The sequence below is a fragment of the Pseudomonas hydrolytica genome (genome assembly GCF_021495345.1).
In the GTDB taxonomy this organism is placed as follows: domain Bacteria; phylum Pseudomonadota; class Gammaproteobacteria; order Pseudomonadales; family Pseudomonadaceae; genus Aquipseudomonas; species Aquipseudomonas hydrolytica.
On the sequence record NZ_CP099397.1, the window covers coordinates 2,446,720 to 2,468,830 of the forward strand.

18 protein-coding genes are annotated in these 22,111 nt (G+C 66.9%); 6 read left to right on the top strand and 12 right to left on the bottom strand.

The genetic code is table 11. The features are described from left to right. The first annotated feature begins 15 nt into the window (after positions 1-15). On the top strand, positions 16-450 hold the full coding sequence (locus L1F06_RS11300) for a hypothetical protein (RefSeq protein WP_129482662.1): 435 nt from the start codon (positions 16-18) through the stop codon (positions 448-450). Between the two features lie 113 nt (positions 451-563). On the opposite strand, the gene L1F06_RS11305 is transcribed toward L1F06_RS11300, so the two are convergent. Further along, on the bottom strand, positions 564-941 hold the full coding sequence (locus L1F06_RS11305; protein ID WP_003246835.1) for a Rho termination factor N-terminal domain-containing protein: 378 nt from the start codon (positions 939-941) through the stop codon (positions 564-566). Positions 942-1,110: 169 nt separating this feature from the next. Between L1F06_RS11305 and L1F06_RS11310 the strand changes: the two genes are divergently transcribed. The 4 genes from L1F06_RS11310 to glgB all read left to right on the top strand — a co-directional run bounded on the left by L1F06_RS11310 (position 1,111) and on the right by glgB (position 9,223). Then, positions 1,111-1,635 carry an MgtC/SapB family protein gene (locus L1F06_RS11310; protein WP_003246834.1) on the top strand — a complete coding sequence of 175 codons (525 nt, stop codon included), beginning with the start codon at positions 1,111-1,113 and terminating at the stop codon, positions 1,633-1,635. Positions 1,636-1,767: 132 nt separating this feature from the next. Continuing rightward, a complete protein-coding gene (locus L1F06_RS11315) occupies positions 1,768-3,750 on the top strand; it encodes an alpha-1,4-glucan--maltose-1-phosphate maltosyltransferase (RefSeq protein WP_096826482.1) in 1,983 nt (660 codons plus the stop codon). Positions 3,751-3,767: 17 nt separating this feature from the next. Next, positions 3,768-7,070, top strand: a complete 3,303-nt coding sequence (gene treS / locus L1F06_RS11320) for a maltose alpha-D-glucosyltransferase (RefSeq protein ID WP_129482663.1) — start codon at positions 3,768-3,770, stop codon at positions 7,068-7,070. 14 nt (positions 7,071-7,084) lie between these two features. Next, complete coding sequence (gene glgB / locus L1F06_RS11325; protein ID WP_129482778.1) at positions 7,085-9,223, top strand: 1,4-alpha-glucan branching protein GlgB; 2,139 nt, start codon at positions 7,085-7,087, stop codon at positions 9,221-9,223. Between the two features lie 143 nt (positions 9,224-9,366). Here the strand turns inward: glgB and L1F06_RS11330 are convergent, their stop codons facing one another. The 4 genes from L1F06_RS11330 to L1F06_RS11345 form a co-directional block, all read right to left on the bottom strand. Further along, entirely contained in the window at positions 9,367-9,780 is a 414-nt protein-coding gene (locus L1F06_RS11330) for a CBS domain-containing protein (protein ID WP_129482664.1), read from the bottom strand. A gap of 65 nt (positions 9,781-9,845) precedes the next feature. Beyond that, positions 9,846-10,616, bottom strand: a complete 771-nt coding sequence (locus tag L1F06_RS11335; RefSeq protein WP_003246829.1) for an alpha/beta hydrolase family protein — start codon at positions 10,614-10,616, stop codon at positions 9,846-9,848. Next, a complete protein-coding gene (locus tag L1F06_RS11340; RefSeq protein WP_129482665.1) occupies positions 10,603-11,700 on the bottom strand; it encodes a DUF3182 family protein in 1,098 nt (365 codons plus the stop codon). The genes L1F06_RS11335 and L1F06_RS11340 overlap by 14 nt, the downstream gene beginning before the upstream one ends. Beyond that, on the bottom strand, positions 11,697-12,128 hold the full coding sequence (locus tag L1F06_RS11345) for a hypothetical protein (protein ID WP_252576761.1): 432 nt from the start codon (positions 12,126-12,128) through the stop codon (positions 11,697-11,699). The genes L1F06_RS11340 and L1F06_RS11345 overlap by 4 nt, the downstream gene beginning before the upstream one ends. Before the next feature lie 190 nt (positions 12,129-12,318). Here L1F06_RS11345 and L1F06_RS11350 point away from each other — a divergent pair, with 190 nt between their 5' ends. Beyond that, entirely contained in the window at positions 12,319-14,790 is a 2,472-nt protein-coding gene (locus L1F06_RS11350; protein ID WP_003246826.1) for a glycogen/starch/alpha-glucan phosphorylase, read from the top strand. Positions 14,791-14,796: 6 nt separating this feature from the next. On the opposite strand, the gene L1F06_RS11355 is transcribed toward L1F06_RS11350, so the two are convergent. The 7 genes from L1F06_RS11355 to L1F06_RS11385 all read right to left on the bottom strand — a co-directional run bounded on the left by L1F06_RS11355 (position 14,797) and on the right by L1F06_RS11385 (position 22,104). Continuing rightward, the gene (locus L1F06_RS11355; protein WP_003246825.1) at positions 14,797-15,018 is read right to left on the bottom strand and encodes a hypothetical protein; all 222 of its coding nucleotides are present in this window, start codon (positions 15,016-15,018) and stop codon (positions 14,797-14,799) included. Positions 15,019-15,149: 131 nt separating this feature from the next. After that, complete coding sequence (locus L1F06_RS11360; protein WP_003246824.1) at positions 15,150-16,130, bottom strand: lysylphosphatidylglycerol synthase domain-containing protein; 981 nt, start codon at positions 16,128-16,130, stop codon at positions 15,150-15,152. After that, complete coding sequence (gene clsB / locus L1F06_RS11365; protein WP_003246823.1) at positions 16,127-17,329, bottom strand: cardiolipin synthase ClsB; 1,203 nt, start codon at positions 17,327-17,329, stop codon at positions 16,127-16,129. The genes L1F06_RS11360 and clsB overlap by 4 nt, the downstream gene beginning before the upstream one ends. Next, the gene (locus L1F06_RS11370; protein ID WP_129482667.1) at positions 17,326-18,114 is read right to left on the bottom strand and encodes an endonuclease/exonuclease/phosphatase family protein; all 789 of its coding nucleotides are present in this window, start codon (positions 18,112-18,114) and stop codon (positions 17,326-17,328) included. Before L1F06_RS11370 ends, clsB begins: the two co-directional genes overlap by 4 nt. 28 nt (positions 18,115-18,142) lie before the next feature. After that, positions 18,143-19,411: a zinc-dependent alcohol dehydrogenase gene (locus tag L1F06_RS11375; protein WP_012018635.1), complete on the bottom strand. Its 1,269-nt coding sequence runs from the start codon at positions 19,409-19,411 to the stop codon at positions 18,143-18,145. 298 nt (positions 19,412-19,709) lie between these two features. Continuing rightward, positions 19,710-21,824 carry a glycogen debranching protein GlgX gene (gene glgX, locus L1F06_RS11380; RefSeq protein WP_129482668.1) on the bottom strand — a complete coding sequence of 705 codons (2,115 nt, stop codon included), beginning with the start codon at positions 21,822-21,824 and terminating at the stop codon, positions 19,710-19,712. Positions 21,825-21,834: 10 nt separating this feature from the next. Then, the gene (locus L1F06_RS11385; protein WP_003246819.1) at positions 21,835-22,104 is read right to left on the bottom strand and encodes a DUF2934 domain-containing protein; all 270 of its coding nucleotides are present in this window, start codon (positions 22,102-22,104) and stop codon (positions 21,835-21,837) included. Positions 22,105-22,111: the final 7 nt, after the last annotated feature.

A 22,111-nucleotide genomic window follows, 5' to 3' on the forward strand; every position in this document is an offset into this window, starting at 1 on the left:
TTGGAGGAGGCAGCGATGAAAGACCGCACACCCGGCCCCAGGCCGCAGCAATTGCCGGAAGACGCTCTGGACTTCGAGGCTGACGAAGAGAGCAGCATCCTCGGCGATGTACCGGCGCAACCAAGCGAGCGCCCCGCACACAGCGCGCAGGATCAGCCCGGCCTGACCGGCGGCGCGACGCTCAGCGAAAGCGCACACGAGGACAACGTCAGTCTCGACGACCTCAGCCCGGATACCCTGATCGACGACAGCGGCGCCCGTTCGCCTTTCGAGCGCGGCGAGGATCGCCCGCTGGATGAGGAGCTCAGCATCGTCGACGAAACCGACATAGGCGGTGGCGCCGGCCTCGACGAAGCCGAGCTGGCGCGTTCGGCGCCGCTCGACGGTGAGCCCTGGACCGACGAGGTGGTGCCCGGCGAAAACGGACGCAAGGGCGGCACCCGCCACTAGGCAAGAACGGCGCCTGCCCGATGCCGCAGCGTATCGGCGCGGGCGCCGTGGAGAGACGCATTCATTCGGGCCAGACGCGCCTGGCCGCGGATGAAGGCATCCTTGCATCGTGATCACTGCTTCTTGCGCAGCGCTTCCACCAGCTCCTGCTTGCGCATGCGCGAACGGCCGGACAGGTCGCGTTTGCGCGCCAGATCCATCAGCTCGTCACGGGTCATCGACTCCAGCTGCTGCCCGGCGCGGGGCACGCCCTGGCGCGTCTTGGCCGCGCGCTGGGCGGACGATTCGCGGGCCTGCTGCTTGGCGCCGGCGCTGGTCTTGCGGCCCGAGCCTCCGGCCTTCTCGCCGCCACCGGACTGCTTGTTGACCGTGGCCCAGGCGCGCGCCTCGGCCTTCTCCTCGGGTACGCCGCGAGCCTTGTAGCTGTCCTCGATGTGCTCGGCCTTGCGCTTCTGTTTTTCCGTGTACTTGGCTTTGCTGCCTCGGGGCATGAGGGTTCTCCCGGTTGGTCATGCGGCGGAATTGCCGCACGACACCTATCGGGAATGAATGCGCATGGCCGGTTTGGTTCCCCGTTTCGGATGATCGGAGCTGCATCGATCAGCCGAACCTCTTCGCCGTTTCGCGGCTCAGAAGGAAAGAATCGAGGATCTAACGCAGATGGACGTATTCGAGCGCATTCTCATGACCCTGGTGGAGGAGTTCTCCGATCTCGCCCAAGTGGAACACATTACCCGCGCCACGCTGCGCCTGGTCCTGGCCATGTTCCTCGGCGGGCTGCTCGGCTATGAGCGCGAGGTCATGGGCAAGGCGGCCGGTCTGCGCACGCACATGCTGGTGTGCCTGGGGGCGGCGATCTTCGTCATGGCGCTGGAGCAGGACGGCGCCGAAGCCGACGCCATGAGCCGGGTGATCCAGGGCATCGCGGCCGGTGTCGGTTTTCTCGGCGCCGGCACCATCCTCAAGGGGCAGAACATCTCCGACGTCAAGGGCCTGACCACTGCGGCCGGCCTGTGGGCCTCGGCTGCCATCGGCGTGGCGGTCGGTCTTGGCCGCGAGGCCACTGCCGTTCTGTCCACGCTGATCGTGCTGGTGGTGCTGCACCTCATGCCGCTGATGGTCGAACCGGGTACCAGGAACCGGCCGGATGACCAGGCCGAAGAGGAACCTGACGACAGGCGATAGCCCATCGCCCCGGTAAAACTGCCTGAACTTTTCCGCCTCCGGCTGCCTCGGAATTTTTAGAGCCAGCCTGCGCTGCGCTCGTTTTTTTCATACCCCACGAAGCGTCTGCCAGGCGTGAAGGAGCCAGGAACCATGCTGCCCCCGCACTCCGTCGAGCAATCCCTTGCAATAGCCCTGAAGGAGCCCCGACTGGCACTGGAGGCGGTACAGCCGGTGGTCGAGCAGGGACGGTTCGCCGCCAAATGCCTGTGCGGACGTCCGCTGGTCGTCAGTGCCGTGATCTTCAGCGACGGCCATGACCAGTTGGCCGCCGACCTGCTCTGGCGCAGCGCCGATCAGGCCAGCTGGCAACGCGTGGCGATGCAGCCACTGGGCAACGATCACTGGTCCGCCACCCTGCAGATCGACGAGCAGGGCCGCGCCGAGTTCGCCATCGAAGCCTGGCTGGATGTCTATGCCAGCTTTCGTCAGGAACTGGTGAAGAAGCTCGGCGCCGGCGTGCCGGTCGATCTCGAACTGCAGGAGGGCGCACAGCTGGTACGCCGCATCTGCGCCCAGGCTCCGGAGCACCTGCGTGGCGAAGTGGCTGCGCTGGTCGAGCGCGTGGAAGCCGCGCAATCGCAGGAAGAGCGTGAGGCGGTGCTGATCGATCCTTCGGTCAACGAGCTGATGCGCCGCGCCGAGTACCGTCCGCACCTGCTGCGCAGCCGCAACTACCCCCTGGATGTGGAGCGCCGCCTGGCCGAGTTCGCCAGCTGGTACGAGCTGTTCCCGCGCTCCCTGGGCGAGGATGGCCGTCACGGCACCTTCGCCGACGTCGAGAAGCGCATTCCCGAGATCGCCCGGATGGGCTTCGACGTGCTGTATTTCCCGCCCATCCACCCCATCGGTCGCACCCATCGCAAGGGGCCGAACAACAGCCTGAAAGCCGGCCCGGACGACCCCGGCAGCCCTTACGCCATCGGCAGCGAGGAGGGTGGCCACGAGGCCCTGCACCCGCAGCTGGGCAGCCGTGAGGACTTCTGCCAGATGGTCGAGGTGGCGCGCCAGCATGGCCTGGAAGTGGCGCTGGATTTCGCCGTGCAGTGCTCGCCCGACCATCCCTGGCTCAAGCAGCACCCCGGCTGGTTCAGCTGGCGACCCGACGGCAGCATCCGTCACGCCGAGAACCCGCCGAAGAAGTACGAGGACATCGTCAACGTCGAGTTCTACGCCGAGGCGGCCATGCCCGATCTGTGGCTGGCCCTGCGCGACGTGGTGCTGGGCTGGGTAGCGCTGGGCGTGACCCTGTTTCGGGTGGACAACCCGCACACCAAACCCATGCCGTTCTGGGAATGGCTGATCGCCGATGTGCGCGCTCGGCACCCGGAAGTGATCTTCCTCTCCGAGGCCTTTACCCGCCCGGCGATGATGGCGCGCCTGGGCAAGCTGGGCTTCAGCCAGAGCTACACCTACTTCACCTGGCGCAACACCAAGGCCGAGCTGCAGACCTACTTCACCGAGCTGAACCAGCCGCCATGGCGCGACTGCTACCGGCCGAACTTCTTCGTCAACACGCCGGACATCAACCCCTATTTCCTGCAGCGCTGCGGCCGCCCCGGTTTTCTCATCCGCGCCGCGCTGGCCACCATGGGCTCGGGGCTGTGGGGCATGTACTCAGGCTTCGAGCTGTGCGAGGCCGACCCGGTGCCGGGCAAGGAGGAGTACTTCGACTCGGAGAAGTACCAGCTGCGCCCGCGCGACTACCACGCCCCCGGCAACATCAACGCCGAGATCGCCCGGCTCAACCAGATCCGCCGCGAGAATCCCGCGCTGCAGACCCACCTGGGCTTCCAGGCCTACACGGTGTGGAACGACAACATCCTGTACTTCGGCAAGCGCACCGAGGACCGCAGCAACTTCATCCTGGTGGCCATCAGCCTCGATCCCTTCGCAGCCCAGGAGGCGCACTTCGAGCTGCCGCTGTGGGAGCTGGGCCTGCCTGACGACGCCGACCTGCACGGCGAAGACCTGATGAACGGCCACCGCTGGACCTGGCACGGCAAGGTGCAGTGGATGCGTATCGAACCCTGGCATCTGCCGTTCGGCATCTGGCGCATCCAGGCCGGCAACTGACAAGGAGGACGCCCGACATGGCCAGACGCAGCAGCGCCAGAACCTTTCTCAACGATCCGCAGTGGTACAAGGACGCGGTGATCTACCAGGTGCACGTGAAGTCCTTCTTCGATGCCAACAACGATGGCATCGGCGACTTCCAGGGCCTGATCGACAAGCTCGACTACATCGCCGACCTCGGGGTGAACACCCTCTGGCTGCTGCCGTTCTATCCCTCGCCACGGCGTGACGACGGCTACGACATCGCCATGTACCGGGGCGTGCACCCGGACTACGGCAGCCTCACCGACGCCCGCCGCTTCATCGCCGAGGCGCACCGGCGCGGCCTGCGCGTGATCACCGAGCTGGTGATCAATCACACCTCCGACCAGCACCCCTGGTTCCAGCGCGCACGGCGCGCGAAGAAGGGTTCCAAGGCGCGCAACTACTACGTCTGGTCCGATCGCGACGACAAGTACGCCGGCACCCGGATCATCTTCATCGACAGCGAGAAGTCCAACTGGACCTGGGACGCGGTGGCCGGGCAGTACTTCTGGCACCGCTTCTACTCGCACCAGCCGGACCTCAACTTCGACAACCCGCGGGTCATCGAGGCGGTGCTCGGGGTGATGCGCTTCTGGCTCGACATGGGCGTCGACGGCCTGCGCCTGGACGCCATCCCGTACTTGATCGAGCGCGACGGCACCAGCAGCGAGAACCTGCCGGAGACCCACGAGGTGCTCAAGCGCATCCGCGCCGAAGTGGATGCGCGCTACCCCGATCGCATGCTGCTGGCCGAGGCCAACCAGTGGCCGGAGGACACCCGACCGTATTTCGGCGAAGACGACGAATGCCACATGGCCTTCCACTTCCCGCTGATGCCGCGCATGTACATGGCCATCGCCCAGGAAGACCGTTTTCCGATCACCGACATCCTGCGCCAGACCCCGGAGATTCCGCCCAATTGCCAGTGGGCCATCTTCCTGCGCAACCACGATGAACTGACCCTGGAGATGGTCACCGACGACGAGCGCGACTACCTGTGGAACTACTACGCCGCCGACAGTCGCGCGCGCATCAACCTGGGCATCCGCCGGCGCCTGGCGCCCCTGGTGGGGCGCGACCGGCGACGCATCGAGCTGCTCAACAGCCTGCTGCTGTCGATGCCCGGCACGCCGACGCTGTACTACGGCGACGAGATCGGCATGGGCGACAACATCTACCTGGGCGACCGCGACGGCGTGCGCACACCCATGCAGTGGTCGGTGGACCGCAACGGCGGGTTCTCCCGCGCCGATCCGGCCAGCCTGGTGCTGCCGCCGATCATGGACCCGCTGTACGGCTACCAGACCATCAACGTCGAGGCCCAGGCGCGCGACCCGCACTCGCTGCTCAACTGGACGCGGCGCATGCTCGCCATCCGCAACCAGCACAAGGCCTTCGGCCGCGGCAGCCTGGAAATGCTGGCACCGAGCAACCGACGCATCCTCGCCTACCTGCGCCTGCACCGCACCGAGGAGGGCAGCGAGGAATGCATTCTCTGTGTGGCCAACCTGTCCAGCGCGGCCCAGGCCGTCGAACTGGAACTGGCCGACTACCACGACCGGGTGCCGGTGGAGATGGTCGGCGGCGCATCCTTTCCGCCCATCGGCCAGTTGCCCTACCTGCTGACCCTGCCGCCCTACGGTTTCTACTGGTTCTACCTGGCCGACGCCTCGCAGATGCCCAGCTGGCACCTCAAACCGGTGGAACGCATGCCCGAGCTGCAGACCCTGGTGCTCAGCCGCGGCCTGAGCGAAGTGCTGGAAGGCCGGCCACGGCAGATTCTCGAGCGCGAGTCGCTGCCGCTGTACCTGCCGAAACGGCGCTGGTATGCCGGCGACCGGATCGCCGCCGGTGCGGTTCGGCTGCTCTATGTCGTGCCGCTGGACCAAGAGGCCGACGCGCCCCTGCTGGCCGAACTGGAGGTGCGTGGCGAACAGGGTGCCGAGTACTACCGCCTGCCACTGGCGGCGGTGCCCGAGCGCGCCGAAGGCAACGACCTGCCGCAGCAGATGGCCCTGGCCAGGCTGCGCCGCGGCCGCCACGTGGAACTGCTGACCGACGCCTTCAGCCTGCCGCAGTTCAGCCAGTCGATTCTCGCCCTGCTGCGTCAGGAGCGCGTGCTGCACAGCGCCGCAGGGGAGATCCAGTTCCGCGCCGAGCCGGCCCTGCTGGCCCTGGATAACGGCGAGGAGGCCACCTTCAAGCTGCTGTCGGCCGAGCAGTCCAACAGTTCGGCGCTGGTCGGCAACCAGATCCTGCTCAAGCTGCTGCGCCGCGGTTTCGCCGGCATCCACCCGGAGGTGGAAATGAGCCGCTTCCTCGGCGACCAGGGTTTCGCCAATATCGCGCCGCTGCTGGGCGAGGTGGTGCGGGTCGACGACCAGGACCAGCACACCCTGGTCGTGGTGCAAGGCTATCTGGACAACCAGGGCGACGCCTGGCTGTGGACCCTCAACACCCTGGAACGCGCCATTCGCGAAGAGCTGACCGGTGGCATGAGCGAGCCGCAGGTCGATGCGCTGGCCGAACTCGCGCAGTTCTGCAGCGTGCTCGGCAAGCGCGTCGGCGAGATGCACGCGGTACTGGCGCGGCCCACCGAGAATCCGGCGTTCGGCTGTCGCCTGAGCGACGAGCAGGACTGCGCCGCCTGGCGCGAGTCGATCGCCGAACAGCTGCATCAGGCCCTGCGCGCGCTGCAGCAGCAGCGCGACGGCCTGGCGCCGGCCCTGGCCGAACAGACCGACTGGCTGCTCGACCACGAACAGCAGCTGCAGCAGGCGCTCGGTCATCTCACCCAGCGTGTGGCCGGCGGTCTGCGCATCCGCGTGCATGGCGACCTGCACCTGGGCCAGGTGCTGGTGGTGCAGGGCGATGCCTACGTCATCGACTTCGAGGGCGAGCCCAATCGCACCCTGCAGGAGCGCCGCCAGTACCACAGCCCGTTCAAGGACGTGGCCGGCATGCTGCGCTCGATCGATTACGCAGCCGCCGTGGCCCAGCGCAGCGCCGGAGGCATGGACGGCGGCGGCGACTCGCAGCAGACGGTGGCGGCGCTGGTGGCGCGCTACCGCGAAATTGCCCGCGATGCCTTCCTCGACGGCTACCGCCTGGCGGCAGCCGGCCTGCCTCACGAATGGTACGAACGCGACGGCGAAGACGCCGCGCTGACCCTGTTCAGCCTGGAAAAGGCCGCCTACGAAATCGTCTACGAGAGCGGGCACCGCCCCGACTGGATCGACGTTCCCCTGCAGGGCCTGGTGGACCTGGCCCGACAACTGATGGAGATAACGAGTTGAGTGACGAACGAGTGATGCGTCTGTGCCGGGCCGAGGAGGGCGATCCGTTCGGTTTCCTCGGCCCGCATGCGCAGGGCGACGGCACGCTGGTGCGCGTATGGCTGCCCGGCGCCGATGCCGTGGAGCTGATCGATCCCGAAGGCAGGCTGCTGGGCGAGATGCAGCGCCGTCACGCCGACGGCCTGTTCGAGCTCGAGCTGGAGCAGCCCAGCGCCTATCGCCTGCGCATCCACTGGCCCGGCAGCGTGCAGGAGGTGGAAGACCCCTACGCCTTCGGCCCGATTCTCGGCGAGCTGGATCTGTACCTGTTCGCCGAAGGCAACCACCGCGAGCTGTGGCGTTGTCTCGGTGCGCGCCCCTGCGAACACGAGGGCGTACCCGGCGTGAGCTTCGCGGTGTGGGCGCCCAATGCCCGGCGGGTGTCGGTGGTGGGCGACTTCAACAGCTGGGACGGTCGTCGCCACCCAATGCGCCTGCGCTACCCGGCCGGGGTGTGGGAGCTGTTCATTCCGCGCCTGGCCGCTGGCGAGCGCTACAAGTACGAAATCCTCGGCCAGCACGGCCTGCTGCCGCACAAGGCCGATCCGCTGGCCCAAGCCACCGAGGCGCCGCCGGCGACCGCCTCGCGCGTACCGCGCGGCGAAGCCTTCGCCTGGCAGGACGAGCACTGGATGAACGACCGCGCGCAGCGCCATCGGCCCGAGGCGCCGCTGGCCATCTACGAGCTGCATGCCGCCTCCTGGCAGTGGCACGATGAGCGCACGCCAAGCTGGGACGAGCTGGCCGATCGGCTGATTCCCTACGTGCAGAACCTGGGGTTCACCCATATCGAGCTGATGCCGATCATGGAGCACCCCTTCGGCGGTTCCTGGGGCTATCAGCCGCTGTCGCTGTTCGCGCCCACCGCGCGCCTGGGCGAGCCGGAGCGCTTCGCCGCCTTCGTCGACCGCTGCCACCGCGCCGGCCTCGGCGTGATCCTCGACTGGGTGCCGGGACACTTTCCCAACGACGCCCACGGTCTGGCCGAGTTCGACGGTACCGCACTGTACGAATACGCCCATCCCTTCGAGGGCTACCACCCGGACTGGAATACCTGCATCCACAACCTCGGCCGCAGCGAGGTGCACGGCTTCATGCTGGCCAGTGCGCTGTACTGGCTGCGCGAATACCACGTCGACGGCCTGCGCGTCGACGCCGTGGCCTCGATGCTGTATCGCGACTACTCGCGCGAGGAAGGGCAGTGGATCCCCAACCGCCATGGCGGGCGCGAGAACCTGGAGGCCATCGAGTTCCTCCAGCACCTCAACGAGGTGGTGCGCAGCGAGGTACCGGGGGCGCTGGTGATCGCCGAGGAGTCCACCGCCTGGCCCGGCGTCAGCCGGCCAGTGAACGAAGGTGGCCTGGGTTTCAGCCACAAGTGGAACATGGGCTGGATGAACGACACCCTGCGCTACTTCCAGACCGACCCGCTGTACCGCCGCCATCACCACCAGCAGATCACCTTCGGCCTGCACTACGCCTTCTCAGAACGCTACATCCTGCCCATCTCCCACGACGAGGTGGTGCACGGCAAGCGCTCGCTGATCGGGCGCATGCCGGGCGATCGCTGGCAGCAGTTCGCCAACCTGCGTCTGTTCCTCGCCCTGATGTGGACACACCCTGGCAAGAAGCTGCTGTTCATGGGCTGCGAGTTCGGCCAGTGGCGCGAATGGAACCACGACCAGCAGCTGGACTGGTACCTGCTGCAATATCCCGAGCATGGCGCGGTACAGGCGCTGCTGGGCGAGCTCAATCGGCTGTATCGCGAGGAAGTCGCGCTGCACCAGTGGGACGAGCGCCCGGAGGGCTTTCAGTGGCTGATCGGCGACGATGCGCACAACAGCGTGTTCGCCTGGCTACGCCATGGCGAGGGTGGGCAACCGCTGCTGGTGGTACACAACTGCACGCCGCAGGTGCGCCACGATTATCGGGTGGGGGTGCCGCGCGCCGGCGCCTGGCAGGTGCTGCTCAATACCGACGAGGGCCGCTGGTGCGGCTCCGGGGCGGGGAGCCAGGGCACGGTGCACAGCGATGCGGTGGCCAACCATGGCCTGCACGATTCGCTCAACCTGCAGCTGCCGCCGCTGGCTACCCTGGTGCTGCGCCCCGTGTAGAGGGGCACCGCGTGCGGTTGCATGCTTGGACGTGTCACGGTGCGCGCGGCGCACCCTACGGGCAAGCAACGCGCGGCACCTCGAGTGAGTAGGGTGCGCCATGCGCACCAGCCGCATGTGCGGTTGGTGCGCATCCCTTGGCATCAATGGGCGCTGGACACTCCGCGCAGGACGGTATCGTTGGCCTGGCGGCTATGCCCGGAGGCGATGTTGCCCAGCGACACCACGCCCACCAGGCGCTTCTCGCGGTTGAGCACCGGCAGGCGGCGCACCTGCAGGTCCGCCATGTTGGCGGCGACGTGGTCGACGTCCTCGTCGTCGAAGCAGTAGCGCACGTTGCTGCTCATCACCTGACGCACCGGCGTATTGCCGTCCAGGCCGGCGGCCACGGCGCGGATGGCGATGTCGCGGTCGGTGACCATGCCGATCAGGCGATCGCCCTCGTTGATCAGCAGCGCGCCACTGTCGATGTCGGCCATCAGGGTCGCGGCCTCGCGGATGCTGCGCTCGGGTTCGAGGGTGCGGACGTTGCGGGTCATGATCTTGCTGATTTTCATCGTTGCTCTCCTTTTGCGGATAAGGGCCGCAGGCCCATGGTTTGCGACTGGCCGAATGCGCCAGTTCAGGAGTAGCGCACCAGCTGGTGCGGGTAGTTGCCGACGCGCGAACCCACCACCATTTCACTGACCCAGTCGATCAGGATGCGGGTGTAGGCCTGCTGGTGACGGTCGTCGCTGAGCCCGTGATCGGCGCCGGCGAGAATGCGGTGGGTGAGCGAGTGGGCCTTGTCGAAGGCCGCGCGGTAGCTCATCAGAGTGGCGTGCGGCACGAAGTCGTCATGCTCGGACTCCACCAGCAGCACGTCGCCGTGAAAGTCCGCGCAGGCAGCCAGGGCCAGGTTGTCCTGCGGCCGCCACGGCTGCTGCCGGTACTGGGCCAGGCGTGCCTTGTCGAGCTGACGCTTGGGCAGGTGCCACTGCTCGTCCCAGTACAGCGCGGGCACGCGCAGTGCCATCCAGCGCACCTTGCGCTGCGCGCTGAGCAGGGTGGTCAGGTAGCCGCCATAACTGCTGCCGATGACGGCGATACAGTCGCTGTCGACGGCGGGGTGGGCGACCAGGCGGTCGTAGGCGGCGAGGATGTCGCTCAGGTTGTGTTCGCGGGTAACCCGGCCCTGCGCCCCGATGTCGCGCTCGTGGCCACGCAGATCGAAGGTCAGGCACACGCAACCCAGCCCGGCGATGCCGCGTGCACGCGCCAGGTCGCGCTGCTGGCTGCCGCCCCAGCCGTGCACGAACAGCACGCCGGGCACCTGGCTGGCCGGGGAAACCAGGGTGCCGGCGATGCTCTCGTCGGCCACCTGGATGTCGATGCTTTCGCTATGCACGCTCATGCTCAGTAACCCTGACGTACTTGCTGATCAAGCCGAGCCCGTCCTCATCGCCCTGGTACAGACAGATCGCCCCCGGCGGTGGCGGCACGTCGCCGTACAGTTCGTGGGTCGAGGCCTGCAGGCTTTGCAGGTCCGGCTGCTCGATGAAGGCCTCCAGCGCGAAGATCTCCGCGGCGCTCGCACCACCCACGCGCCAGGACTGTTCCAGCACGCCGCAGCGCGCGCGGCCGACGGTGTTCAGGCCCTGGGCCACGTCATAGTTGCGCCGCGAGGCGCGAACGGTGGGGTAGGCCTCGAACACCGCCAGCTCGAAGATGCGCGCCTGCTGCACGGCCAGACGCACGGCGCGCGGCAGGTCGAGCGTCATCAGTGCCAGGTATTCGCCTCGTACCAGGGTCAGCTCGGAGCCGCCGTAGACCTGGCAACCGCTGTTGTCCGAGGTCAGCTGCTGGATGCCGTAGTAGCTGAGCGTGACGCCGGCCACGCGAATCTGGCCGACGCTGTAGGTATAGGGCTCCTGCAGGTCCTCTTCGAGCACCAGGCCCAGCTCGCGTATCCGCTGCGGGTCGATGTCGGCCAGCGCCGCATCCAGCTCGCTGGCCGTACGCAGCACCTGCTGGCCGCGTCCGCCGCAGCCCTCGACCGGCTTGAGGCGCACCGGTCCATCGCGCAGAAGGCGCCGGCCGGCTTCCCGTGCATCGTCCAGATCGAAGGCGGTGAAGCCGGGCAGGGTGATGCTTTCGATCTGCCGGGCGAAACGCCGTGACCAGCCCTGCGGCACGTAGCGGGGCGAGTCGAGGGTCGGGTGATTGATGGCCTTGGTGGCCTGGAAGGCATGTTCGACCTGACCACCGAAGAAATCCTGCGGCCCTTCGATGCCCAGCGCCGTCACGTCGCCGACCAGGGTGTCCGAAGGCAGGAAGTAGTACTTGCCCTGGCCGTGCACGCCCGGCTGACTGGGGCCGAGAAAGGGGCAGCCGAGCAGCGCCGCCAGCTTCTCGCCGAGCAGACGCTGGACGCTGCGTTCATGGGCCGTGGAGTGAGCATCGCTGGGCAACAGCAGCAGACCGTCAAACCCCATCATTGCGGATCCCGCCAGGTACCGCCGCTGCTTTCGCAGTCGATGCGTACCTGCCTGAGATCGCCGGCGCGGTAGTAGTGGGTGATCACCTTGGCGTCGTTGGGTACGGCCGGGCGCGGTTTGCCCTGGTCGTCGTCGCCGGCGCGGTAGTTGGCCAGCGTCGCCTGGGTCAGCGCGGCTTCGCAGCTGCCGATCTTGTCTGCCGCGCAACTGGCAACCTTCTGTTGCTCGCGGCGGATCATGTCGGTGCTTTCGTTGCTGCACGACCAGTCGATGGCACCTTCGTCCATCCCGGTGAATTCGTAGCACAGTTCCTGTTCCACCTCGGCGATGGCTTCGCTGGAGGCACTCGAAGTGACGTAGCAGGCCTCGGCCCACACCTGGCCGGCGCTCAGGCAGCCTAGCAGGAGAATCGAAACGGCGGCTCGCATGAAGCATTCCTCAGCATTGGCATTCATGGGTTGTGAGCCGCCCCCGAGGGGGTAAGTTCAGGGTTTTGGATAAGTGGAAAGGGCAGAAAAACCCTGAACTCGACGGCGTTCCTGCGGCCACAAACTAGAAAGCCGAACGCTCGTTTCGGTGTCTCACCACTGCGCCGCGCGGCTGCGCGAAGGACAGGCCATGAACGACTCCCAACTGGATACCGACAGCCCCGTCGAACACTTCAAGGCGCTGATTTTGTACAAACTGCGCTATGCCGTGGGCAAGGACCCGGCCAACGCCTACGAGCACGACTGGTTCGAAGCCCTGGCGCTGGCCACCCGCGATCAGCTGATCGATCACTGGGAGGAGTCCTCCACGCAGGTCGATCGCCAGGCCGCCAAGCGCGTCTATTACCTCTCGCTGGAATTTCTCATCGGCCGCCTGCTGATCGACAACCTGAGCAACCTCGGCCTGCTCGACATCGCACGCCAGGCGATGAGCGAACTGGGCGTGGAGCTCGAGCGCCTGCGTGAGATCGAGCCCGACGCTGCGCTGGGCAACGGCGGCCTCGGTCGCCTGGCCGCCTGCTTCATGGAAAGCATGGCGACCCTGCGCCTGGCGGCCCACGGTTACGGCATCCGCTACGAGCACGGGCTGTTCCGTCAGGCGATCATCGACGGCTGGCAGGCCGAGCAGACCGAGACCTGGCTGGACTTCGGCAACCCCTGGGAATTCGAGCGCCCCGAAGTGGCCTACCGCGTCGGCTTCGGTGGCGGGGTGACCAATCACGAGCTGGACGACGGCAGCAGTCGTCAGGTCTGGCAGCCGCTGGAAACGGTGCGCGCCATCGCCTACGACACGCCGGTGGTGGGCTGGCGTGGCGCCGCGGTGAATACCCTGCGGCTGTGGCGTGCCCGCGCGGAGGAAAACCTGCAGCTGGACCGCTTCAATGCCGGCGACCACTTTGGCGCCGTGGCTGGCGAGGTACGCGCCGAGAGCATCTCCCAGGTGCTGTACCCGGCGGACGACACCGAGGCCGGCCAGGAGCTGCGTCTGCGCCAGGAATACTTTTTGGTGTCCGCCTCGCTGCAGGACCTGCTGGACCGCCACATGCGCCTGCACGGTGATCTGCAGAGCCTGCCCGACAAGGTGGCCATCCAGCTCAACGATACCCACCCGGCCATCGCCGTGGTGGAGATGATGCGCCTGCTGGTGGACGAGCACCGCCTGCCCTGGGAGCAGGCGTGGAGCCTGACGGTGGCCTCGACGGCCTATACCAATCACACCCTGCTGCCGGAAGCCCTGGAATCCTGGCCGGTGGCGCTGATGGAGCGTCTGCTGCCGCGCCACCTGCAGATCATCTACCTGCTCAACGCCGAACATATCGACGCCCTGCGCGCCAAGGACATCCACGATTTCCAGCTGCTGCGCTCCGTGTCCCTGATCGAGGAGGATCACGGGCGCCGGGTGCGCATGGGCAATCTGGCGTTTCTCGGCGCGCACAGCATCAACGGCGTGTCGGCCCTGCACACGCGGCTGATGCGCGACACGGTGTTTCGCGACCTGCACCGGCTGTACCCGAACCGCGTCAATAACAAGACCAACGGCGTGACCTTCCGCCGGTGGCTGTTCCAGGTCAACCCGGGGCTGACCCACCTGCTGGTGGACACCCTCGGCGAGGCCGTGCTGGAGGAACCGGAAACCGCCCTGGCGCAGCTGGAGCCCTATGCCGAGCGCAAGGCCTTCCGCGAGGAATACGCGCTGTGCCGCCAGCGCAACAAGGAAGCACTGGCCGAGCGGGTGCGCCTGCTGCTCGGGATCAACCTGGACACCTCGGCGATCTTCGACGTGCACGTCAAGCGCATCCACGAGTACAAGCGTCAGCTGCTCAACCTGCTGCATACCGTGGCGCTGTACCAGGCCATCCGCAACGATCCCACCACCGAGTGGGTGCCGCGGGTGAAGATCTTCGCCGGCAAGGCCGCCGCCAGCTACTGGCAGGCCAAGCTGATCATCAAGCTGGCCAACGACATCAGCCGCACCATCAACGGCGATCCGACCGTGCACGGCCTGCTCAAGCTGGTCTTCATCCCCAACTACAACGTCAGCCTGGCGGAAACCATCATCCCGGCCGCCGACCTTTCCGAGCAGATTTCCACCGCCGGCATGGAGGCATCGGGCACCAGCAACATGAAGTTCGCGCTCAATGGCGCGCTGACCATCGGCACCCTGGATGGCGCCAACGTGGAAATGGCCGAGCAGGTGGGCGAGCAGAACATGTTCATCTTCGGCATGACCGCCCAGCAGGTCGAGGCGCGTCGGCGCCTGGCACTGGACATGAGCGATGTGGTGGCCGATTCCGAACGTCTGCAGGCCGCGCTGGGCGCGATTCGCGATGGCGTGTTCTCGCCGGACGATCCGAGTCGTTACGTGGATTTGGTCGATGGCCTGCTGTACCACGACCGCTTCATGGTCTGCGCCGACTTCGAGGCCTACTGGACCGCGCAGCGCCAGGTCGACAAACGCTGGCTGAAGCCCAACGACTGGTGGCGCTCGGCCGTGTTCAACACGGCGCGCATGGGCTGGTTCTCTTCGGACCGTACCATCAGCGAGTACGCGCGGGACATCTGGCAGGTACCGCTGCCCCCGCGCACGCCTCCGCAGCAGTGAGGCGCCTCAGCGCTGCACGCGGTGCGCCGGGGTGGGGGCGCCTTTCTTCGGATGCAGGATGCGCGTGACCTGCACGTCGGTGAACTCATCCGGCCATTCGAAGGTGTGCAGCGCGCTGAGGTAGCAGCGCGCCTGATCCGGCGTGAGCTCCTCGCGGTCGGATTCGACCTCGACGCTGTGCGGTTGGTTGTTGAGGATGTAGCTGATCAGATGCAGGGGCTTGGCCATGTCGTGACTCCGGTTTTGCAGGGTGGATGGGAACATAGACCCGCGCCCTGCTAGGGGGAGTTCAGTCTTTTCGTCGGGTGGCGTGTTTGCGTCCAGCGCCTGCGCGACTCACGCCGCGCAGGCCGCTGGCCTCAGGTCTTGCTGGGCACGCTTTCGGCCGTGTCGTTGCCCTGCTTGCGCAGCGTGCGCGCGCGCTTTTCCAGCACCAGGTAGGTGACGCTGGCCAGCAGCAGCGGCAACAGGTAGTAGAGCACCCGGTAGGCGAGCAGGGCGGCGATGATGCTGGCCTGGCCGTACTGATGCTGCAGCAGGGTGAGGAACACCGCCTCGAGCACGCCAAGACCGGCCGGGATGTGCGCCACCACGGCGGCCATGCAGCTGATCAACAGCACGCCGAGCACCGAGGTATAGGTGGCACCTTCCGGCAGCAGCCAGTAGATCAGCGCCGCCATCAGCGCCCAGTTGCTCGCCCCCAGGCATATCTGCGTCAGCGCCATGCCCAGCGAGGGCAGGGTGATGCCGCGCTCGCGCCAGTGCCAGACGCGCTGGCGCGAGAAGGCGCAGATGCCGACATAGGCGCTGACGATGCCGAGCAGGGCGAAGCCCACCAGCTGCAGACCGGTCACACCCAGGCCCCAGCTCTCCGGCAACTGCACCTGGCGCAGGGCGAAGATCACCCCGGCCAGCGCCATGTACCCGGTCCAGTTGGTCAACAGGCCCAGGCTGAGAATGCGCGTCACCGTCGAGGCGCTGAGGCCCAGGCGCATGTACAGGCGATAGCGCATGGCCACGCCGCCGATCCAGGTGGTGAAGTTCAGGTTGAAGGCGTAGCACACCATCGCCACCGGCATCACCTGACGGGTCGGCAGATGGTGGCGGCTGTAGCGCCGCGCCAGCAGGTCGTAGCAGCTGAACACCACGTAGCTGGCCAGTACCAGGGCCGCGCCTACCAGCAGGGTCTGCGCGCTGTAGTCACGCAATGCCTGGCGCACTTCGCCCCAGTCGAGGTTGCGCGCCAGCATGTACAGCAGTGCCGGCACCGCCAGCACGAAAAACAGCGTAAGCAGGCGTTTTCCCCAGCGCATCCAGGGCTTGTTCTGAGCGCCGTTCATCCAGTCTTTTCCTCTTCATAGCAGCAGCTCTTGTCTGCCGGATCGAGTGGTTTGAGATTCTTGCGGTGGGCCGGCAGCCAGCCGGCGATGGCCGGGAAGCGGCGCAGGAAGTGGAAGCACAGGAACACCACGGGCGCGCGCCACCAGTAGCCGCGCACCACGCGTTCCAGGGCGATGCGCTGGCAATGCTCGGCCGACAGCTGCTGCAGGTGGTCGTGCAGCAGCTGGTTGAAGGCGCGGTCACGGATGACCAGGTTGGCCTCGAGGTTCAGCGCCAGGCTCAGCGGGTCGAGGTTGCTCGAACCCACCGTGACCCATTCCTCGTCCACCAGCGCCACCTTGCCGTGCAGCGGGCGCTGGCAGTATTCGTAGATCACCACGCCCTCGCGCAGCAGGTAGTTGTAGAGCAGGCGCGAGAATGCCTGGACCCAGCGCATGTCCGGCTGGCCCTGCAGGATCAGGGTCACCTTCACCCCGCGGCGGGAGGCGTTGCGCAGTGCGCGCAGCACTCGATAGCCCGGGAAGAAATAGGCGTTGGCGATCACCAGGCGCTGCCGGGCCGCCTCGAATGCCGCCAGGTGCGCGTCTTCGATGTCGGTGGTGTGGCGTTCGTTGTCGCGCTCGAGCAGCATCACCCGCATGTCGCCGACCGGCGCGCGCGAAGGTTGCGCCGGGCTCGGTTCGCTCAGCGCGGGGCGCAGGAACCGCAGCATGGCCGAATGCAGATCCGCCACCACCGGGCCGCGCACTTCCACGGCATAGTCCTGCTTGGCCATCTCGCCGAAGTCGCCCAGGTGATCGGCCGAGTAGTTGATGCCGCCGACGAAGGCCAGGTTGCCGTCGATCACCACCAGCTTGCGGTGCAGCCGGCGGAACAGGTTGGTGCGCACGCCCAGGCGCTTGGGACTGGGGTCGAAGACATGGACCCTGACGCCTTCGCGGGTCAGCGCCGAAACGTACTCGCGGCCGAGGTCGGCGGTACCGTAGCCGTCCACGGCGATCACCACCCGCACGCCGCGCCGCGCCGCCTCGATCAGCACCTCCTGCAACTCCAGGCCGACCTTGTCCTCGCGGATGATGAAGGTCTCCAGCAGCACCTCGACGCGAGCCTCGCGAATGCAGGCGAACACCCGCGGGTAGTAGTCCTCGCCATTGATCAGCAGTTCCAGCTGATTGCCGTCACGCCATATGCCACTCATAGATGGATCTCCGCAGCCAGCGGGGCATGGTCGGACAGGTGCGACCAGGGTCGGGTCGAAAGCACCTGCGGCTTGTGCGCGGTGGCGTTGCGCACGTAGATGCGGTCCAGCCGCAGCAACGGACAGCGCGCGGGGAAGCTTCTCGCCGGTTTGCCATGATGGTGCTTGAACACCTCTGTCAGCGCATGCGGGGCGAGCTGGTCGTCGGCGCGCTGGCGCCAGTCGTTGAAATCGCCGGCCACTATCGCCGGCGCTGCCGGGTCGAGGGTCGCCAGCAGGTCCAGCAGCAGGCCGAGCTGCTGTCGCCGATGCCGCTCGCGCAGGCCGAGGTGCACGCAGATCGCATGCACTTCGGCGTGTCCCGGCACGTCCAGGCGGCAGTGCAGCAGACCACGCTGCTCGGTGCCGCTGACCGTGACGTCGAGGTTGTGATACTCGAGGATGGGAAAGCGCGAGAGCAGGGCGTTGCCATGATCGCCGGCCGGGTAGACCGCATTGCGCCCATAGGCGAACTGCGGCCACATGCTGTCGGCGAGAAACTCGTATTGCGGCACGCTGGGCCAGTCCTGAAAGCGCTTGGCATGCATGGCATGGCTGCCCAGCACCTCCTGCAGGAACACCAGATCGGCACCGGTGGCCTGCACCGCGCTGCGCAGCTCCGGCAGGATGAAGCGCCGGTTGAGCGCAGTGAAGCCCTTGTGCGTGTTGATGGTCAGCACCTCCAGGCGCTTGACCGGGGTGACGCGATCGATGATCACCTCGGGATTGGGGATGGTGGTATTCACGGTTGCAGTGCACCTCGTCGGGCCGCGCTCACAGGCGACCCGGTTTCTTCGAACGGGATTCTTTCAGCGGGTCGGCTTCGGCGATGGCGCGGTCGAGGATCGGGCCGCCGTCCACGCGCTCCTCGCTGCCGTTGACGGCGTCGTTGCGGGCCGGGCGCAGCTGCACCTTGATCCACCCGCTGTCGCGGCGGTCGAACGCCTTGAAGGCTTCGATGGCATCGCTCATCGGCTTGACCTGGGTGAGGATCTTCGCCGGATCGATGCGCCCGGCCTGGACCATCTCGATCAGCTCGGGGATGTAGCGGCGGTGGTTGCAGTTGCCCATGTTGACGGTGAGGTTCTTGTTCATCGCCTGACCGATGGGAAACTCGCGCGCCTGATGCGGATAGACGCCGACGATGGCCAGGGTGCCGGCCTTGGCCAGGGCATCCACGGCCCACTGCAGGGCCTGCTCGGGCGCATCGCCGGGCTGCCACTGGGCGTTCTCGCCGTTACCCGGCGCGTGGCCATGGGCGGGGCACTGGGCGTCGACGCCGACGGCATCGATGGCGCGGTCGACGCCGATGCCGTTGGTCAGCCGGCGCAGGGTGTCGACCGGGTCTTCACGGTCGAAATGGATCACCTCGGCGCCCTGACGGCGCGCCATGTCCAGGCGGTCGTCGAGGTGGTCGATGGCGAACACCCGCGCCGCGCCGAGCAACTTGGCACTGGCGATGGCGAACTGGCCCACCGGGCCGCAGCCGAACACCGCCACGGTGTCGCCGCTGCTGACTTCCGCCAGCTTGGCGCCGAAGTAACCGGTGGGAAAGATGTCCGACAGCAGGATGGCCTGATCGTCGCTGATCTCGCTGGGCAGCTTGACCAGGCCGATATTGGCGAAGGGGATACGCGCCAGTTCCGCCTGCAGGCCGTCGAAGGCGCCGGTGATCTCCGGGCCGCCGTAGAAGGAGGTGCCGGCCTCCTTGCCGTTGGGGTTGGCCTCGTCGCATTGCGCGTAGTAACCGGCGCGGCAGTAGGCGCAGTTGCCGCAGGCGATGGTGGAGGGCACCACGACGCGGTCACCGATGCTCAGGTTGCGCACGTCGCTGCCCAGCGCCTCGACGATGCCGACCGCCTCGTGGCCGAGGATGGTGCCCTTGCGCATGCCGCCGACCGTGCCGCGGACGAAGTGCAGATCGGTGCCGCAGATGGCCGATGCGGTGATGCGGATCACCGCATCGGTGCTGGCCTGCACCTGAGGCTCGGGCACTTCGTCGAGACGGATGTCGCCGATATCGTGGAAAACCACTGCTTTCATGACTGTCTCCCGTGACCGACCGAAGCCGGTGTTGGTGAATTTCGGCTGATGCCCAGATACTGGCTGCAAGCCAGCACCCATGCGGCATACGCGACGGGTCGTGTTCAGGGCCTATGAGTTTTCGAGTGAGCGGGCGAGAGCTGGGTTCAGGTTATTTTCCCCAGCCGTGCCCACCGGCGAGTGGCTCGCCAGGCAATTCGCAGCCGCGAGGGGAGGGATCGCGGCCCGGGCAGGCTGCCCTGCCGGTCCGCGGAGCGCCTGGAATTGCGCCGGCAAGCGACGCAACTCCAAGCCTTTTTCAGCGCAGCAGCTCCAGCAGCTGCAGCGAGCGGCCGGCCAGTTCGACCACCTGCTGCTGCACCGGCGCCGGATCGGTTTGCGCGGTGTGGGTATCGACCAGGCACAGCCAGTGACGCCCGCCGTAGACATCCGGCAACTGGAAGTTGCAGGGCTCGTGGCCGGCGTTGACCAGCAGCAGCAAGGTGGCATCGGCGCCGCTGCGCTTGACCCCCGAAGGCTGCGCTCGGCCGTCCATGAGCATGCCCATGCAGCGCGCCTCTTCGTCGTGCCAGTGCTCCTTGGTCATTTCCTCGCCACCCGGAGCCAGCCAGGTCACGTCCTTGACGTCGATCTCCTCGTTGTAATGACCGACCAGAAAGCGCTGCCGACGCAGGATCGGATAGGTATGGCGCAGGGCGATCAGACGCTGACAGAAGGCCACCAGCTCCCGGCCCTCGTCGTCCAGCGACCAGTCCACCCAGCTCAGTTCGTTGTCCTGGCAGTAGGCATTGTTGTTGCCGTGCTGGGTGCGGCCGAACTCGTCGCCGGCCACCAGCATCGGCGTGCCCTGGGCGAACAGCAGGGTGGCCAGCATGTTGCGCATCTGCTGCACGCGCAGGCTGCGGATCGCGGGATCGTCGGTGGCGCCTTCGCAGCCGTGGTTCCACGACAGGTTGCGGTCGGTGCCGTCCTGGTTGTTCTCGTCGTTGGCTTCGTTGTGCTTGTGGTCGTAGGACACCACGTCGCGCAGGGTGAAGCCGTCATGCGCGGTGATGAAGTTGACCGAGGCGAAGGGGCGGCGGCCGCGCTGGTTGTACAGATCGCCCGAAGCGGTGAGGCGGCTGGCCAGTTCCGCCAGTTCGCCGCGGTCGCCTTTCCAGAAGGCGCGCACGTTGTCGCGGAACTTGTCGTTCCACTCCGCCCAGCCGGGCGGGAAGCCGCCGACCTGATAGCCACCCGGGCCGCAGTCCCAGGGTTCGGCGATCAGCTTGACCTTGCTCAGTACCGGGTCCTGGCGGCAGGCGACGAGAAAGCCGTGGCGCTCGTCGAAGCCGTGCGCATGGCGGCCGAGAATGGTCGCCAGGTCGAAGCGAAAGCCGTCCACGCGCATCTCGGTGGCCCAGTAGCGCAGCGAGTCGGTGACCATCTGCAGCACGCAGGGGTGACTGAGATCGAGGGTGTTGCCGGTGCCCGAATCGTTGATGTAGTAGCGCCGCTCGTCCGGCATCAGGCGGTAGTAGCTGGCGTTGTCGATGCCGCGCATGCTCAGCGTAGGGCCGCGCTCGTTGCCCTCGGCGGTGTGGTTGTAGACCACGTCGAGAATCAGCTCCAGGCCGGCATCGTGCAGGTGCGCGACCATCTCCTTGAACTCGCTGATGCGGCCGCTGGCAAGATAGGCGGGGTGGGGCGCGAAAAAGCCGATGCTGTTATAGCCCCAGTAGTTGTTCATGCCCTTTTCCAGCAGGTGCTGGTCATTGACGAAGGCATGCACCGGCAGCAGTTCCACGCTGGAGACGCCCAGCTCGCGGATGTGCCGCAGCAGCTCGGGGTTGGTCAGGCCGGCGCAGCTGCCGCGGTGCCGGTCCGGCACCGCCGGATGGCGCATGCTGATGCCGCGCAGGTGCGCCTCGTAGATCACCGTGTGTTCCCATGGCACGCGGATGCGCGGCTGCTCGCCCCAGGTGAAGGCGGGGTCGATCACCTTGCTCTTGGGCACGAAGGGAGCGCTGTCGCGCTCGTCGTAGCTCAGGTCGCCGTCCGGGTCGCCGATGGTGTAGCCGAACAGGGCCTCCGACCATTGCAGCTTGCCCACCAGCTGCTTGGCATAGGGGTCGATCAGAAGCTTGTTGGGGTTGAAGCGGTGCCCGGCATCCGGCTCGTACGGGCCGTACACGCGGTAGCCGTAGACCTGGCCGGGACGCGCGTCGGGCAGGTAGCCGTGCCAGATCTCGTCGGTGTACTCGGGCAGTTCGATGCGCTCGATCTCCGTTTCGCCGCGCTCGTCGAACAGGCACAACTCCACGCGGGTGGCGTGGGCCGAGAACAGCGCGAAGTTGACTCCCAGGCCATCCCAGGTGGCGCCCAATGGAAACGGACTGCCCTCGGTCACGCGAGAGCGCTGTTGCTTGCGCATAGGGATGACCTCAGAGTTTCGGAGTTTTCGGAGTACTGCTGCGCGGCGCACGGGGCTTCTTCAGCAGTGCCGGCTGCTCGGCCTCGCTCAGCGGCACGGTCTTGGGCTTGCTGATGCGTTTCGGCTTGGCCGCCGGCTGGGGCTGGGCGGCGGCTTCGGCCTCCGCTTCGGCCAGCTTGCAGGCCATCTGCCAGTGACGCTCGTGCTGACCCTGGGGGCGGCCTTCGGATTCCCAGATCTGGAAGGCGAACTCGCGGATGCGCTGTTCATCGGTTTTCATGGCGTAG

Bases quoted from the DNA above. Each gene is read 5' to 3' on its own strand.
- L1F06_RS11385 (WP_003246819.1), bottom strand. From the start codon at position 22,104: ATGAAAACCGATGAACAGCGCATCCGCGAGTTCGCCTTCCAGATCTGG.
- L1F06_RS11335 (WP_003246829.1), bottom strand. From the start codon at position 10,616: ATGAGCGTGCATAGCGAAAGCATCGACATCCAGGTGGCCGACGAGAGC.
- L1F06_RS11330 (WP_129482664.1), bottom strand. From the start codon at position 9,780: ATGAAAATCAGCAAGATCATGACCCGCAACGTCCGCACCCTCGAACCC.
- L1F06_RS11315 (WP_096826482.1), top strand. From the start codon at position 1,768: ATGCTGCCCCCGCACTCCGTCGAGCAATCCCTTGCAATAGCCCTGAAG.
- L1F06_RS11300 (WP_129482662.1), top strand. From the start codon at position 16: ATGAAAGACCGCACACCCGGCCCCAGGCCGCAGCAATTGCCGGAAGAC.
- L1F06_RS11355 (WP_003246825.1), bottom strand. From the start codon at position 15,018: ATGGCCAAGCCCCTGCATCTGATCAGCTACATCCTCAACAACCAACCG.
- L1F06_RS11310 (WP_003246834.1), top strand. From the start codon at position 1,111: ATGGACGTATTCGAGCGCATTCTCATGACCCTGGTGGAGGAGTTCTCC.
- treS (WP_129482663.1), top strand. From the start codon at position 3,768: ATGGCCAGACGCAGCAGCGCCAGAACCTTTCTCAACGATCCGCAGTGG.
- L1F06_RS11350 (WP_003246826.1), top strand. From the start codon at position 12,319: ATGAACGACTCCCAACTGGATACCGACAGCCCCGTCGAACACTTCAAG.
- L1F06_RS11305 (WP_003246835.1), bottom strand. From the start codon at position 941: ATGCCCCGAGGCAGCAAAGCCAAGTACACGGAAAAACAGAAGCGCAAG.
- L1F06_RS11345 (WP_252576761.1), bottom strand. From the start codon at position 12,128: ATGCGAGCCGCCGTTTCGATTCTCCTGCTAGGCTGCCTGAGCGCCGGC.
- L1F06_RS11340 (WP_129482665.1), bottom strand. From the start codon at position 11,700: ATGATGGGGTTTGACGGTCTGCTGCTGTTGCCCAGCGATGCTCACTCC.
- clsB (WP_003246823.1), bottom strand. From the start codon at position 17,329: ATGAGTGGCATATGGCGTGACGGCAATCAGCTGGAACTGCTGATCAAT.
- L1F06_RS11360 (WP_003246824.1), bottom strand. From the start codon at position 16,130: ATGAACGGCGCTCAGAACAAGCCCTGGATGCGCTGGGGAAAACGCCTG.
- glgB (WP_129482778.1), top strand. From the start codon at position 7,085: ATGCGTCTGTGCCGGGCCGAGGAGGGCGATCCGTTCGGTTTCCTCGGC.
- L1F06_RS11375 (WP_012018635.1), bottom strand. From the start codon at position 19,411: ATGAAAGCAGTGGTTTTCCACGATATCGGCGACATCCGTCTCGACGAA.
- glgX (WP_129482668.1), bottom strand. From the start codon at position 21,824: ATGCGCAAGCAACAGCGCTCTCGCGTGACCGAGGGCAGTCCGTTTCCA.